This window comes from Halomicrobium katesii DSM 19301 (assembly GCF_000379085.1).
GTDB classification, from domain to species: Archaea; Halobacteriota; Halobacteria; order Halobacteriales; family Haloarculaceae; genus Halomicrobium; species Halomicrobium katesii.
Window position 1 is genome coordinate 594,223 of the sequence record NZ_KB905378.1, and the last position, 13,271, is coordinate 607,493.

15 protein-coding genes and 1 pseudogene are annotated in these 13,271 nt (G+C 67.7%); 8 read left to right on the forward strand and 8 right to left on the reverse strand.

The window, feature by feature from the left end:
- Nucleotides 1–42: 42 nt before the first annotated feature.
- The gene (locus HALKA_RS0103040; protein WP_012807830.1) at nt 43–285 is read right to left on the reverse strand and encodes a hypothetical protein; all 243 of its coding nucleotides are present in this window, start codon (nt 283–285) and stop codon (nt 43–45) included.
- A gap of 89 nt (nt 286–374) precedes the next feature.
- The gene (gene nikR / locus HALKA_RS0103045; RefSeq protein WP_026190129.1) at nt 375–785 is read right to left on the reverse strand and encodes a nickel-responsive transcriptional regulator NikR; all 411 of its coding nucleotides are present in this window, start codon (nt 783–785) and stop codon (nt 375–377) included.
- Nucleotides 786–891: 106 nt separating this feature from the next.
- Between nikR and HALKA_RS0103050 the strand changes: the two genes are divergently transcribed.
- The 7 genes and pseudogenes from HALKA_RS0103050 (at nt 892) to HALKA_RS0103085 (ending at nt 7,097) form a co-directional block, all read left to right on the forward strand.
- Complete coding sequence (locus HALKA_RS0103050) at nt 892–1,533, forward strand: energy-coupling factor ABC transporter permease (protein ID WP_026190130.1); 642 nt, start codon at nt 892–894, stop codon at nt 1,531–1,533.
- On the forward strand, nt 1,530–1,838 hold the full coding sequence (locus tag HALKA_RS0103055; RefSeq protein ID WP_012807827.1) for a PDGLE domain-containing protein: 309 nt from the start codon (nt 1,530–1,532) through the stop codon (nt 1,836–1,838). Before HALKA_RS0103050 ends, HALKA_RS0103055 begins: the two co-directional genes overlap by 4 nt.
- Nucleotides 1,838–2,635: a cobalt ECF transporter T component CbiQ gene (gene cbiQ, locus HALKA_RS0103060; protein ID WP_018256614.1), complete on the forward strand. Its 798-nt coding sequence runs from the start codon at nt 1,838–1,840 to the stop codon at nt 2,633–2,635. Before HALKA_RS0103055 ends, cbiQ begins: the two co-directional genes overlap by 1 nt.
- A 50-nt stretch (nt 2,636–2,685) precedes the next feature.
- Nucleotides 2,686–3,438 (forward strand): annotated as a pseudogene (locus HALKA_RS0103065) (energy-coupling factor ABC transporter ATP-binding protein); the annotation flags it as partial.
- A 164-nt stretch (nt 3,439–3,602) separates the two neighbouring features.
- A complete protein-coding gene (locus HALKA_RS0103070) occupies nt 3,603–3,977 on the forward strand; it encodes a VOC family protein (protein ID WP_018256616.1) in 375 nt (124 codons plus the stop codon).
- An 86-nt stretch (nt 3,978–4,063) separates the two neighbouring features.
- Nucleotides 4,064–5,665, forward strand: a complete 1,602-nt coding sequence (gene ggt / locus HALKA_RS0103075; RefSeq protein ID WP_018256617.1) for a gamma-glutamyltransferase — start codon at nt 4,064–4,066, stop codon at nt 5,663–5,665.
- 169 nt (nt 5,666–5,834) lie between these two features.
- Complete coding sequence (locus tag HALKA_RS0103085) at nt 5,835–7,097, forward strand: MFS transporter (protein ID WP_018256619.1); 1,263 nt, start codon at nt 5,835–5,837, stop codon at nt 7,095–7,097.
- 134 nt (nt 7,098–7,231) lie between these two features.
- Here HALKA_RS0103085 and HALKA_RS22090 read toward each other — a convergent pair whose 3' ends face one another.
- Both HALKA_RS22090 and HALKA_RS0103095 read right to left on the reverse strand, forming a co-directional pair.
- On the reverse strand, nt 7,232–7,366 hold the full coding sequence (locus tag HALKA_RS22090; RefSeq protein ID WP_018256620.1) for a hypothetical protein: 135 nt from the start codon (nt 7,364–7,366) through the stop codon (nt 7,232–7,234).
- 133 nt (nt 7,367–7,499) lie between these two features.
- Complete coding sequence (locus tag HALKA_RS0103095; RefSeq protein WP_018256621.1) at nt 7,500–8,504, reverse strand: DUF368 domain-containing protein; 1,005 nt, start codon at nt 8,502–8,504, stop codon at nt 7,500–7,502.
- A 92-nt stretch (nt 8,505–8,596) separates the two neighbouring features.
- On the opposite strand from HALKA_RS0103095, the gene HALKA_RS0103100 reads away from it, so the two are divergent.
- Nucleotides 8,597–9,715 carry a M20 family metallopeptidase gene (locus HALKA_RS0103100; RefSeq protein ID WP_018256622.1) on the forward strand — a complete coding sequence of 373 codons (1,119 nt, stop codon included), beginning with the start codon at nt 8,597–8,599 and terminating at the stop codon, nt 9,713–9,715.
- A 31-nt stretch (nt 9,716–9,746) separates the two neighbouring features.
- Here the strand turns inward: HALKA_RS0103100 and HALKA_RS0103105 are convergent, their stop codons facing one another.
- The 4 genes from HALKA_RS0103105 to HALKA_RS20725 form a co-directional block, all read right to left on the reverse strand.
- Nucleotides 9,747–10,508: a hypothetical protein gene (locus tag HALKA_RS0103105; protein WP_018256623.1), complete on the reverse strand. Its 762-nt coding sequence runs from the start codon at nt 10,506–10,508 to the stop codon at nt 9,747–9,749.
- Between the two features lie 49 nt (nt 10,509–10,557).
- Nucleotides 10,558–12,345 carry a PAS domain S-box protein gene (locus HALKA_RS0103110; RefSeq protein WP_018256624.1) on the reverse strand — a complete coding sequence of 596 codons (1,788 nt, stop codon included), beginning with the start codon at nt 12,343–12,345 and terminating at the stop codon, nt 10,558–10,560.
- Between the two features lie 354 nt (nt 12,346–12,699).
- Nucleotides 12,700–12,858 (reverse strand): hypothetical protein, encoded by a 159-nt coding sequence (locus HALKA_RS21570; protein ID WP_018256625.1) that lies wholly within the window; start codon nt 12,856–12,858, stop codon nt 12,700–12,702.
- Nucleotides 12,859–12,890: 32 nt separating this feature from the next.
- A complete protein-coding gene (locus tag HALKA_RS20725; protein ID WP_126967044.1) occupies nt 12,891–13,253 on the reverse strand; it encodes a hypothetical protein in 363 nt (120 codons plus the stop codon).
- Nucleotides 13,254–13,271 lie beyond the last annotated feature (18 nt).

Below are 13,271 nucleotides of genomic sequence, written 5' to 3' on the forward strand. Positions count from 1 at the left end.
GGGACAGGCGGTAAAAAGCCCGTCCCTCGCGGCACGACAGCGTTAGTGCCGATAGAGGTGGTAACCGACGCCCCAGACGCCGACGAGGACGGCCGTCACGAGCAGCATTCCGGCGGCCTCCTCGGAGATCGGGACGTTCGTGTACGCGGTGAGGAGCTCACCCGCGATCCGAGACACGCGTCGGAACGACGGCGCGAACGCCAGGATGTGTTCGATCAACAGTCCGCTGACGACGACGCTGACGAGATAGCCCGTCGAGTGTGACGCGCCTGACTTGGCCGGCATACGCGACGGTACCGTCACGCCGTCGTAATAGCTTGACGGGTTCGGGGCTCGGGGCGGGGTGACGCGGCGGTGCCCGACGGCCGGCGGGATCAGTCGCCGACGACGACGACCTTGACCTGATTGACGCCGCCGATGGCCCGCAGGCGGTTCGCCAGTTCGGTGATCGCAGTGCCCGCCCCCTCGACGACCAGCGTCTCCATGCAGGTGTCGTGCGAGAGGTGGATGTGCTGGACCGACGTGATCAGATCGGCCATCTCGTGTTGGATCGTCTGGAGTCGGTCGGCGATCCCGTCGACGTGGTGGTCGTGGACGACGACGACGGTGCCGTGGTGGACGGTGTCGTCGGCCGACTCCCACTCGTAGGCACCGAAGAAGTCACGCAGGGCGTCCCTGATCGCTTCCGAACGGCTGTCGTACTCCCAGTCGTCGACGATGTCGTCGAGCCGCGTGGTCATCTCCGCCGGGAGCGTGAGACTGATCCGGTCCAGATCGTCGCTCATGACCCCGGCTACGACGGGGGCGGGCAAGAGCGTGTCCAACTGCTGTCTCCGCGAGTATTACTGAGCGATAAGAAAGTATTATTTGTCCGCGCTCGGACCGGAGCGTATGCATATTCCGGACGGATTCCTCGATCTGTGGATCGCCGTCGTCTGTGCCGCCCTCGCTGGCGGGACGCTCGTCGTCGCTGCACGACGCGCCGACGGCGAGCTGACCGACACCACCGCACCGGTGCTCGGTATCGTCGCCGCCGGCCTGTTCGCCGCACAGATGCTCAACTGGCCGATTCCCGGCGGCACCAGCGCTCACTTCGTCGGCGGCGCGTTCGCCGCGATCCTGCTCGGTCCCCACCTCGGTGCGCTCTGTGTCGCCACCGTCGTGACGATCCAGGCGCTCGTGTTCGGCGACGGGGGGCTCGTCGTCCTCGGCGCGAACGTCCTGAACATGGCCGTTATCGAGGTGTACGTCGGCTACGGTCTCTACCGGCTGCTGGCCGGCCACAACGAGTTCGTGGCCGCCTTCGTCGCCGGCTGGCTGGGGATCACGGCCGGTGCCGTGGCCGCCGCGCTCCAGCTCGGTGCCTCCTCGGCGTTCGCCTACGAGCTGGTGACGACCGTCTCCATCATGGGCGTCGGGCACCTCCTCCTGGGGCTGATCGAGGGCGGCATCACCGCTGTCGTCTACCGCTACGTCGCCGACGCCCGGCCGGATCTGTTCCCGACCGCGACGACGACGGAGGTGGCCGCGTGAGCGTCGCCAGCGACGCCTGGGACCGCTCGTGGGTTCGCCGGAGTCTGCTCGCGATCGCCGCCATCGTCGCGGCCTCGCCGCTGTTCGCGTGGGCTGCCGGCCGGGTCGGCTACGCGGAACCCCTGGAGAACGCCGCAGAGCGCACGGGCGCGATGGCACACGAGGTGACATACAACCCCGGACTGCTGCCGGACTACGCGATCCCCGGCCTCGACCCGCTGGTGGGGACGTTCGTCTCGGCGGTCGTCGGGACGGCGCTGACCCTCGTCGTCGCCACGGCGATCGCACGGCTGCTCGCCGACTGATGGACGCGCTCGACCGCACCGTCGCGGCGGTCAGCGACGAGGCCCAGTCGTTTCTCGTGACGACCCGGACGCCGCGACGCGACGGCTTCATGCAGGCCGTCGACCCGGCACTGAAGCTGGTCGGCGTCCTCTCGCTCCTCGTGGTCGCGGTCGCGACCGACGACCTCGCGATCCTCTGCGGGCTGGCCGCCCTCCCGCTGGGACTGGCGATCGGCTCGCGGATCGCGCCCCTGACGCTGGGCAGACGGATCGCACCGCCGGCTCTGGCCTCGACCGCCGTCGTCGCGCCACAGGCGGTCCTCCAGCCGGGACCGACCGTCGCGGCGCTCGGCCCGCTCTCGCTCTCGGCGACGGGACTGGGCTACGTCGCGGTCTTCCTCGTCCGCGTGACGGCCTCGCTCGCACTGCTGTCCGTGCTGTTGCTGACGACCGGTTTCGGCCCGCTGGTGACGGCCCTGCGTCGCCTTCGGGTCCCGCCGCTGGCGATCACCCTCCTCGCGGTCACGTACCGGTCGCTACTGCTGTTCTTCCGGGAACTCGAACGGATGGCCCACGCTCGCCGGAGCCGCACGTTCTCGCGTGGCTCGCTCCGGAGTCGCTGGGCGCGGTCGGGCTCGTTTCTGGGCACCTTCCTCCTGCGCTCGCTCGACCGCGGCGAACGGGTCCAGCGAGCCGCCCGCGCCCGCGGTGGCACGCGCCTGCGACCGTACGACCGGTCCGGGTCGCCGGGCCGGGCCGACGCCGCGTTCGCGCTGTTGCTCGTGGCCGTCGTCGCCGTTCGGGTGATCGCCGCGTGACGGCGGACCCGGTGATCGAAGCGTCGGGTCTGGCCTACCGGTACGAGGACGGCACCACCGCCGTCGACGGCGTCGACCTGACGATCGAGGCCGGCGAACGGGTCGCGCTGCTCGGCCCCAACGGCGCGGGCAAGTCCACGCTCTTGCTCCTGCTGGGCGGGCTGTTACCGCCCGACGACGGCTCCGTTCGCTACTTCGGGACGGACCAGCCGGCCGACGCCGTCCGCGACCGCCTGGGCGTGCTCACGCAGGACCCCGGCGAGTACCTGTTCAACCCGACCGTGCGCGACGACATCGAGTACGGCCCCGCCCAGCTGGGGCTGTCGGCCGCCGAAGCCGACCGGCGGGTCGCCGAGCTGGCCGAGCGCTTCGACCTCGAACACCTCCTCGATCGCCCGCCGTTCCGACTCAGCGGCGGCGAACAGCGCCGCGCCGCCATCGCCAGCGTGCTCTCGGTCGACCCGGACGTGCTCCTCCTGGACGAACCGCTGTCGAACGTCGACGGCGACAACGAGGCCGCACTGCTCGATCTGCTGGACGAACTGTCGGCCGACGGCGTGACGATCGTCACGTCGACACCGGACACCGACCTCGTCGCGGCGGTGGCCGACCGGGTCGTCCTGCTCGGCCGCGACGGGCGCGTCGTCGCGACGGGATCGACTCGCGAGGTGTTGACCGACACCGACCGACTCCGCGAGGCCGGCCTCGCGCCTCCGACCGTCGTCGAACTGTTCGACCGGGCGGGCTTCGAGGACCTGCCGGTCCGCGTCGAGGAAGCGGTCGAACGACTGCGACGGCAGTGATACGGACGGTTGTAGGAATGTACCGGTGAGCGTCTACCCCGTGGCAACGCTTACCGGTAAGCAACTACAATTTTCCGTATGAGGGCACGCTGTCGTCGCGGCCCCGTCCAGCGCCGCCGACGCCAGCCGGCACGCTCACGTGGCTGGCGCGTCTCGGTGGCGGTATGTCTGGGATCGTCTTCTTCCGGACCGAGAACCGCGCCGAGACCGTCTCCTTCTACACCGATCGACTCGGCTTCGACGTGTGGCTCGAACAGGACGGCGGCTGTACGATTCTCGCGTACGACAACCTCCTCGTCGGCTTCTGCGACGGGACCGAGACGGAGACCGACGGGATCGTCACCGTCGTCCTCGACGACGAGGCGGCCGTCGACGACTGTCACGCCGACCTCGCCGACGTGGCCCGCGGCCCGCCGAAACCGAACGACGACTTCGGGATCTACCAGTTCTTCGCGACCGACCCGGACGGGCGGACCGTGGAGGTCCAGACGTTCCAGCACGAGACGCCGCCGGTCGGCTCCGGCGGCGACGCCCGATAGTCCGACGCAGTAGGACCCTCGTCGCAGTTCCGGCAGTATGAGGGTCTGGACCAACGCTTTTGCCCCTGTCTCCGCTTGCCGGCAGTATGGACCCAGACCTCGATCGGTTCGACTCGCGCCGTTCCACCGTCTACGCGAACCGCGGCGTCGTCTCGACGAGCCAGCCACTGGCCGCACAGGCCGGCGTCAGACTCCTCCGCGAGGGCGGTAACGCCTTCGACGCGGCCGTCGCCACGGCGGCGGCGCTGAACGTCGTCGAGCCCATGAGCACCGGTATCGGCGGGGACGCGTTCGCGCTGTATCGCACGGCCGACGGCGAGGTGGGCGCGCTCCGGAGCTGTGGCGGCGCACCCCAGCGCGCGACACGCGAGACTGTTCGGGACCGACTCGGCGACGAAGATGCCGAGATGCCCGACTTCGGCCCGCTGGCGATCACGGTCCCGGGCGCGGCGCGGGGCTGGGAGCACACCGTCGAAGCGCACGGTCGGCTCGCGCTCGGCGACGTGCTCCAGCCGGCCATCGAGTACGCGACCGAGGGGTACCCGGTCAGCGAGATCATCGCCGACGCGTGGGCCGCCTGTGCCCAGCGGTTCGTCAGCGACGCCGGCCGCGAGGCGTACCTGCCCGGCGGCGAGGCACCGGACGTGGGCCAGACCGTCACGCTGCCGGGGCTGGGCGAGACGTTCGAGACCGTCGCCCGCGAGGGGGCCGACGCCTTCTACGAGGGGGCGATCGCCGAGCGGATCGGCCAGGCCGTCCAGGCCGAGGGCGGTCTCCTCTCGGCCGACGACCTCGCGGGCTTTACCCCCGACGTGGTCGATCCCGTCTCGACGACCTACGGCGGCGCGACCGTCTACGAGCTGCCGCCGAACAACCAGGGCCTGATCGCGCTGGAGGCGCTCAACGTCGCCGCGGAGCTGGGCGCTGGCGACCACCCTGCGGGCTCGCCCGAGCGCGTCCACTACTTCGCCGAGGCGATGAAGCGGGCCTTCCACGACGGCCACCACTACATCACCGACCCCGACTTCGAGTCCGTTCCGGACCTCCACGACCCAGCGTACGCGAGCGAGCGGGCGGCGACGGTCGACGAGACCGCTGGCGAGGTCAGCGTCGGCGGGCCGGGTCTCCCCGACGAGGACAGCGACACGGTCTTGCTGACCGTCGCCGACGAGGCGGGCAACGTCGTCTCGTTCATCAACTCGCTGTACAACGGCTTCGGCAGCGGCGTCGTCGTCCCCGACACGGGGATCGTCCTCCAGAACCGCGGCGCGTCGTTCTCGCTCGATCCGGACCACCCCAACACGCTCGAACCGGGCAAGAAGCCGTTCCACACGCTGATCCCCGGCCTCGTCGAACTCGACGACGAGGACTGGGCGGCCTTCGGCGTCATGGGCGGATACATGCAACCGCAGGGCCACGTCCAGGTCCTCAGCAACCTCATCGACGACGGGATGCCCCTCCAGCGAGCCTTCGACGCGCCGCGCTGGCGCTACCTGGAGGACGGCCGCCTCGCGCTGGAGGAACGGCTGGCCGGCGAGATCGGTGCCGACCTCGCCCGACGGGAACACGACGTGGCCGTCCTCCCGCCCCGGCAGTTCGGCGGCGGCCAGATCGCGCGCCGCGAGCCCGACGGGACGCTGTCGGGCGCGACCGAACCGCGCAAGGACGGGAGCAGCGTCGGGTTCTAACAACGCTTTTCATGCTCTATCTCCGGGTGTACAGCATGCCCGAGACGAACGACAGCGGCTCGGCGACTCGATCGCAAGCGGTCGCCTCGGAACGCGTCGAGACAGTCGAACGATCTCCTCGGACACAGCGACGACACGACCGGGGTCGGGAGGCCGCCGCCAACCGTCGATGAACGACAACGACCGCTCGATCGTCGGCTTCGCGATGCTGGCCCACGCGACGGTCCACACCTACGAGCTGTCGATCCCCATCTTCGTCGTCGTCTGGCTCCAGCAGTTCTCGACGACGACGGCGCTGCTCGGGACGATCGTCGCCGTCGGCTACGCCCTCTTTGGCATCGGCGCACTTCCGGGGGGCGTGCTCGCCGACCTCCTGAGCGCTCGGACCGTCGTGATCGGCTGTCTGCTCGGGATGGGCGGCTCCTTTCTCTTGCTCGGGCTCGCACCGGGCATCCCGACGATCGCCCTCGCGTTGGGGCTGTGGGGCGTCGCCGCCAGCGTCTACCACCCGGCCGGCCTCTCCCTGCTCTCGACGGGCGTGTCAGAGCGCGGCACCGGCTTCGCTTACCACGGGATGGCCGGCAACGTCGGCATCGCGTTCGGACCGCTGGCGACCGCGCTGCTCTTGCTGGCCTTCGACTGGCGAACCGTCGCGGGACTGCTCTCGATCCCCGCCGCGCTGGCGGTCGCGTACGCAGTCACCGCCGAGTTCGACGAGACGGCCGCCGTCCGCGCTGACGGCGGCGCGGACGAGGGCCGTGGCGGCGGACCGTCTTCGCTCGGCGAGTTCGTCACCGGTACGCGGACGCTCTTTACCGCGGGCTTCGCGCTGGCGATCTGCGTCGTGCTGATGAACGGCGTGTTCTACCGCGGCGTCCTCACCTTCCTGCCGGACGTGCTCGGCGGCTTTCTCCCGCCGATCACCGACTACGTCCGCCTCTTCGATCCCGGCAGTCCGATGGCCGAGGAGTTCGATCTCGCCTCCTACGTCTACGCCGGCCTGCTGACGGTCGGCATCGCCGGCCAGTACGCCGGCGGCAAGCTCACCGACCGGATCTCGGTGACGACGGGGCTGATCGGGGTGTTCGCCGCGCTCGCCGTCGTCGCGGTGTTGTTCGTGCCGGCCGCCCAGGCCGGTCTGGGCCCGCTGCTCGCCGTCAGCGCGGTGCTTGGCTTCGTGCTCTTCGCCATCCAGCCGCTCTATCAGGCGACCATCGCGGAGTACAGCCCGCCAGACGACCGCGGACTCTCGTATGGGTTCACCTACCTGGCGAACTTCGGCGTCGGCGCGGCCGGCGCGGCGCTGTCGGGCATCCTGCTGTCGGCGGTCGGCACCGACGGCACCTTCCTCGCGCTGGCGGCGTTCCCGGTACTGGGCGCGACGCTCGCCGTGGCGCTGTCACGGGTGGGCACCCGACGAAGGGCGGCCTGATACGGATTATTGTAGCGATTTACCGGTGATCGTCTACTCCGTGGCGACGATCACCGGTAAGCAACTACAATAAACCGTATGACACGGGCGGCCGTGGCGCTGTCTCGGTACGCACCGACGGTTCGTACGAGGGGCTAGTCGTCCCCGTTCGACGGTCGCTCGGGGCTCCTCTCGTCGGTACCGCCGAAGAAACCGACGATGTTGTCGTTCTGGCGGCAGTACTCGCGTTCCATCGCGCGAATCTCCCGGTAGCTGAAACGATCCGCCATGGATACCCAATTTGTCCCTACGCTCTTAATTATTCCTCTCATAATACGACGGTATTCGAAATAATAGGCGCAATATGTGTATCTTTGTTGTATAACACCACATTCAGGTTGGTGATGTGGGGTTGTCGGACGCTCAGACCGCCTCGAAGTCGAGATCGACGGCGTACCAGTCCAGCACGAGGACGACCACCGCGCCGACGGCCGCGATGGCGGCGAACACGCCGATCGTCTCCGCCGTCCAGGTGACTGCCTCTCTGGTCGACAGCTCGGTGATCGGCGCTCGCAACGCGCCCACGACCAGCGCGACGAGGAAGGCCAGCGTCGCCCCCCGGTTCCTGTCCAGCGCCCGCCGGATCACTCGCGAGATCGAGAACAGGCCCACCAGCCCGCCGAGGATGAACGTGACGACGACCGTCCCGGCGTCGACCAGTCCCGCCGCCGGCCGCCCGGTGAGGACGGCCAGCAGGCCGTCGACGAACGTCGTCAGCGCGCCGGACAACCGCTCGTACTGCCCGAGCACGACCAGCAGGAGCGAGCCGGAGATGCCGGGCAGGATCATCGCGCTCACCGAGACGGCACCGCCCAGAAAGACGACCAGCAGCCCGTCGGTCCCCAGCGGAGAGGCGGGACCGGACAGGACGAACGCGAGGACGAACCCCGACGCGGCGGCGACCGCGTGGGTCGCGGTCTCGATGCTGAGCGCTCGCAGCAGGACCACCGCGGACGCGCCGATCAGGCCGAACAGCGCGCCGTACAGCAGGACCGGCGTCTCCTCGCTGGCGACGTGGACGATCCGGGCGACGATCACGACGGCGGTGCCGACGCCGCCGACCAGCGCCAGCAGGAACCACACGTCGACCTCTTCGAGGACGGCGACGGCCCGGCGAAGCGAGACGCCGCCCTCGACCGGTGTGAGCGCGCGGAGAAACCGCCTCGCTCGCTCCGGCGTGATCGCCGTAATCGCGGCGATCAGACGCTCGTAGATGCCCATAATCAGCGCGACGGTCCCACCGGAGATGCCCGGCGTCGCGTCGGCAGAGCCCATACACAGGCCGATCGCGAACGTCTTGAGCCAGCGACGCAGCGACGGCACCGAACTGAAAACCGAGTCCGTCGCCTCGCTCGACGAGGTCGTCATTGGCCACCTCTTCGACCACGCACACAATGGCTCTTGTGGAGTCCCCACGGCGGTCGCTGTAGCCTTTTGTGGCTGGCACTCTCTGTTCGGGTATGCACGTCGCCGACCTGACCCGCGAGCTGGTCTCGATCCCGAGCCACGAGGACGAGGCCGCCGCGGGCGACTACATCGAGGAGTGGCTCCGAGAGCACACCGACAGCGCCGTCTTCCGGGACGAGCACGGCAACGTCTTCGCGCGCAAGGGTCCGGGCGTCGATCTCGCGGAGGACTCTGTGGCCCGCGACGGGGCGGGCGGGGCGTCGCTCGCGCTGGCGGGCCACCACGACGTGGTGCCGCCGGACGACTCGCAGATCGACGACGGTGCCTACCGCGTCGCGCAACGCGATGGCCGCCTCTACGGCCGCGGGGCCGCCGACATGAAGGGTGCCGTCGCCGCCGCCATGCTGGCGTTTCGGGACGCGACCGACCTCGACTGCGAACTCGTCTTCGTCTCGTTCGTCGCCGAAGAATCTGGCTGTCTGGGCTCGGCGGCCGCGGTCGACGACGGGTTCGCGCCCGACTACGCCGTCGTCGGCGAGGGCTCGACGGGCTACTCCGCCGAGGGCGTCACGGACGTTGCCGTCGCCCACAAGGGCCGCCGTGGCGGTACGATCGAAGCCACGGGAACGGCCGCCCACGCCAGCGAGGTCGAGAGCGGCGAGAACGCCATCTATCGGGCCAGCGACGCGGTCGACGTGGTGCGGGACCTCTCGTTCCCGTCGACGACGGTCATGGGCCACGAGGTCCGCGGGAGCGTCGCCGTCACGGAGATCGACGGCGGGAGCGCGTGGAACGTCATTCCCGAATCGTGTGCGGTGACCGTCGACGAGCGGACGGTGCCCGGCGAGCGCGCGTCCATCGAACGCGTCGAGGCGATCGACGGCGTCGAGTGGACCGTCGATCAGGACCTCCCGCCGATGGCCTGCGAGGACGAGGCTTTCGCCGATCTCGTGCTGGACGCGGCCACCGCCACACAGGACGGCGCGCCCGAACACGTCGTCAAGCCCCACGCGACCGACGCCGGTACCCTCGCGGGCGCTGGGACCGACTGCGTCGTCGTCGGGCCGGCCCAGCCCGGCGAGGCCCACACCGCAGATGAGTCCGTCTCGATCGACGTGCTAGAGCGCTGTGTGGCGATCTACCGCGACGTAGCGAGTGAGATTGCGCGGTAACGGCTCTCGTTTGTCTCTCGCGTGTCGCCGGCTACCAGCGGTTGACGTGCTGGTGGCTCGGGTCGGCGGCCATCTGGACGTGGCCACAGCCCCCACACCGCCAGACGTACGCACCGAGCTGTGTGACGCCGGGCTCTCCGTCGGCGTTGCCGTCCCACCGCTGACCGCAGTTCGTACACTTCCTGGGCCGGTACTTGCTGTCGATTTTCTCCGTGCTGTGTGTCTCCTCGATGTCGCGCTCCAGGAGGATGTCGCGCTTGACTGCGCGGATGTCCTCCTGTTCCATCTCCTTGGTCAGGCCGGCGATGAACTTCTGTAGCTTGGAGGCCCGCTGCTGGAGTTCGTCGTACTCCGTTCTGTCGGGCGGGTGGTCGCCGTCGTGGATCTCGAACGAGGAGAGATCCACGTTCGTCTGGTAGTACCGGCTCAGTGCGAGATGGTAGTTCGACCGGCAGAGCAGCGTCTCGACGAGATCGACCAGCTCTTCTTCGAACACCGGCTTGAGGAGCTGGTGGTCCACGTTGAGTTCGGGGAACGGGTCCGACCGCTCCCGTGTCGCGACGACGCGACAGAGCGGTGCGCGCGACCGGACGATCTCCAGCAGCTTCGAGGCGGCACCGTCCGCGAACCCCTGGTTCAGGACGGCGACGACGACGGCCCCGTCCAGTGTCGCATCGGCCTCCTGTTTGGTCGCGGCCACGTCTACGTCGTACTCGTCGAGCCACAGCGAGTACAGCTCTCCGCGCGTCCTGTTTTCCTCGAAGACGACGACGCTGTCTGCCGGGAAGTTCATCGGTGGTTCTCTCAGGTGTCTCTGGCTGTCTTCGGGCGAGCGCACCGTCTCATCGGTCCTCGCTCTGGCTCGTCGACGCCGTCTCGAACACGTCGCGTGACTTGACCGAGAACGAGTGGACCGTCGCCAGGTCGTCGACGAGCTTGTCGGCCCGCCGAATCGACTCGACTGCGTTCTCGACGGCAGCCTGCTGACTGGGGTCGGCGATCGTCGCGACGGACTGCTCGGCACGCTGTAGCGGTGTCCGTAGCTCCTCTGCGATGAGTTCGCCGAACTCGTCGAGTCGTCGCTCGATCTCTTCTGCCCGCTCTTTGGTCTCCGTCACGTCCTGGAGGAACCCGACGAAGTGCGTCACCTCGTCGTCGTCGTCGGTCACTGGAGCGACGGTGATCCGGCCCCAGAACGGCGTTCCGTCCCGCCGGTAGAGGAGTGCGACGAGCGACCTCGACTCGCTGTCGTGGAACGCGGTGTCGAGTCGATCGAGCTGGTCGGGCTCCGTCTCCGCACCGGCCAGTATCGTGAGGTCTTCCCCGTCGAGCGCCGGCTCGTCGTAGCCCGTCAGCGACTGGAAGCTGTCGTTCGCGTAGACGATTCGGCCCGGTGGTTCCATCGCGTCGTGGATCGTGATTCCGATCGGTGCCTCCGCTATCGCCCGGTTCCGGAGGTTCAGCTTCTGTTCGTACTCCTTTTTCTCCGTGATGAGGCGGGTGACGCCGATCAGTCCCTGGATCTCGCCGTCCTCCGTTCGCCAGGGGACTTTCGACGTGAGCGACCACTCGCCGGTTCTGGGATTGAACTCCTCCTGGTTGATGATCCGATCCCCCTCCTCGATGACCCGCATGTCGTCGGCGTACGTCGACTCGGTGTACTCCGTCTCGCCGTAGATCTCCGGGTCCGTCTTTCCGAGGGTTCCATCGGCGTCGGAGTGGAACTCGCTCATCCGGACGTGACGGGCCTCGGTGTCCTTGACGTACAGCGCGGTCGGCACCTGGTTGAAGATGTGATCCAGCAGGCTCGCTTTCCGTCGGAGTTCCGCTTCGAGGGCCTTGCGCTCCGAGATGTCGCGTCCGATTCCGACGAGCCCGCGCACGTCGCCGTCGTCAGCGAGTCTCGCACCGGTGAACTCGTAGGGGATCGTCTCTCCGTCCGTGGTCACGAACGACGCCTCGACGCTCGACGATCCGGTTTCGAGCGTCTCGGCGACGGCCTCGTCGACCCGCTCTCGGTCCGACTCCTCGAAGAGAGCGATCGCGTTCATCTCCGCCAGCTCCGCGTCCGAGTAGCCGGTGACGGTCTTGAGGCTCTCGTTCCACCGTTCGAGCGTCCCGTCGGTGCCGACGAGGTAGAACACGTCGTCGAGCGTGTCCAGCAGGAGATCGGTCGCAGCCCGGTCCGACCGCAACGTCTCGGTGTCTCCTGCTCCCGTCTCCCGTGCGTCGCGCTCGTCGGACCGCTCTCGGGCGAGGATATGCTCCAGTCGCCGAGACAGCAGCCGTCGGCCGGCGTCTTCACGCAGGACGACCACGTCGCTCGCACCGGCTCCCAAGGCGTCGTCGACGGCCGTCTCGTCGCTCGTCAGGAACAGCCAGGGCGTCGCGCTCGCTCGATCGGCCAGTTTCCGGAGCGACTCCGGTTCCTCCCCGCTGGCACCGTGTTCGTAGACGATGCAGTCGACGTTCCCGCGGTCGATCTGCTCGCCGGCCGCCTCGATACTGCCGACGGTCGTCACCGCCACGTCGCCGCCTCCGGCGTCGACTGCGCCGCTCGCCTCCCGAAGCAACGTCTCGCGCTCGCCGACGTGGAGCAGTTGCGAGGTGCCTGTGTGATGCGGTGCCATGACTAGTACCAATCAGATGAACAGTTATAGTACTGCTCCCCCCGTTATCGGTCGTGAAACTGGGGGATCGACACCGCCGTCGAGGGGGCTCGCTCCGCTCGGGTCGTCGTCACGTGGCCGGCGCGTTCACTCGCTGATCGCGACGGCTTCGATCTCGACGAGCAACGTCGGCGGAGCGATACCCCGTTGCTGAGAGAAGCGCTGGATGACCTGTTCCAGCTGTTCGTCGTCTCTTCTTCGGTCTGAGTCGTCCGAAATTCGTTCGAAGAAGTGCTCGCCGAACAGGAGTTCCGTACTGATACTACCGGCTGTAAATCTGTGAGCGATTTCGCCACCCCGGGGTGGCGAAGATCTTCACGAAGGTACAGCCGGCAGTATGAGGAGCATGGCACCACAGACGAGTGCGACAGCTCCGGCGAGGAGTGGTTCCCCCAGAGCAGCCAGCGCAATCCCGTAGACTGTGGCGGTGAGAACGACTGGGGCGAGCACGACGAAGGCGAGGGCCAGGACCATGCTGAGTGGAAGTCGAATGTCCCTAATCGTAATCAACCCCTCCTCGACAGTTGCTTATAAGCATAAAAAAGACCTCGTGCTTCAGCAAGAAGTGAAAGAAGAATAGCGAGAAGAATCACCAATTCAATTATCCGAGACACGGTAATTAGAAGAGAAACTCCATTAATCATAGCAGTAAGTACAAGTAAAACGATGGGGGGGTGAATTTTTGAACGGGCGAATTTCCATTCAGTTCGACCCAGATTCCACAGAATAGCCGAAATTAAAACTGGGCAAATAGTGAAGCCCACGATCACCAGCCAAGTTTGAAATACATCACTTAGAAAATTTTCCGGGAACCAAATCGTTGCTATAATTACAATATGCGCAAAAGCGAGCAGCAGGAGCTTTCTCATTATTCTGGAATGTGATAT

Bases quoted from the DNA above. Each gene is read 5' to 3' on its own strand.
- HALKA_RS0103040 (WP_012807830.1), bottom strand. From the start codon at position 285: ATGCCGGCCAAGTCAGGCGCGTCACACTCGACGGGCTATCTCGTCAGC.
- nikR (WP_026190129.1), bottom strand. From the start codon at position 785: ATGAGCGACGATCTGGACCGGATCAGTCTCACGCTCCCGGCGGAGATG.
- HALKA_RS0103050 (WP_026190130.1), top strand. From the start codon at position 892: ATGCATATTCCGGACGGATTCCTCGATCTGTGGATCGCCGTCGTCTGT.
- cbiQ (WP_018256614.1), top strand. From the start codon at position 1,838: ATGGACGCGCTCGACCGCACCGTCGCGGCGGTCAGCGACGAGGCCCAG.
- HALKA_RS0103070 (WP_018256616.1), top strand. From the start codon at position 3,603: ATGTCTGGGATCGTCTTCTTCCGGACCGAGAACCGCGCCGAGACCGTC.
- ggt (WP_018256617.1), top strand. From the start codon at position 4,064: ATGGACCCAGACCTCGATCGGTTCGACTCGCGCCGTTCCACCGTCTAC.
- HALKA_RS0103085 (WP_018256619.1), top strand. From the start codon at position 5,835: ATGAACGACAACGACCGCTCGATCGTCGGCTTCGCGATGCTGGCCCAC.
- HALKA_RS22090 (WP_018256620.1), bottom strand. From the start codon at position 7,366: ATGGCGGATCGTTTCAGCTACCGGGAGATTCGCGCGATGGAACGCGAG.
- HALKA_RS0103095 (WP_018256621.1), bottom strand. From the start codon at position 8,504: ATGACGACCTCGTCGAGCGAGGCGACGGACTCGGTTTTCAGTTCGGTG.
- HALKA_RS0103100 (WP_018256622.1), top strand. From the start codon at position 8,597: ATGCACGTCGCCGACCTGACCCGCGAGCTGGTCTCGATCCCGAGCCAC.
- HALKA_RS0103105 (WP_018256623.1), bottom strand. From the start codon at position 10,508: ATGAACTTCCCGGCAGACAGCGTCGTCGTCTTCGAGGAAAACAGGACG.
- HALKA_RS0103110 (WP_018256624.1), bottom strand. From the start codon at position 12,345: ATGGCACCGCATCACACAGGCACCTCGCAACTGCTCCACGTCGGCGAG.
- HALKA_RS21570 (WP_018256625.1), bottom strand. From the start codon at position 12,858: ATGGTCCTGGCCCTCGCCTTCGTCGTGCTCGCCCCAGTCGTTCTCACC.
- HALKA_RS20725 (WP_126967044.1), bottom strand. From the start codon at position 13,253: ATGAGAAAGCTCCTGCTGCTCGCTTTTGCGCATATTGTAATTATAGCA.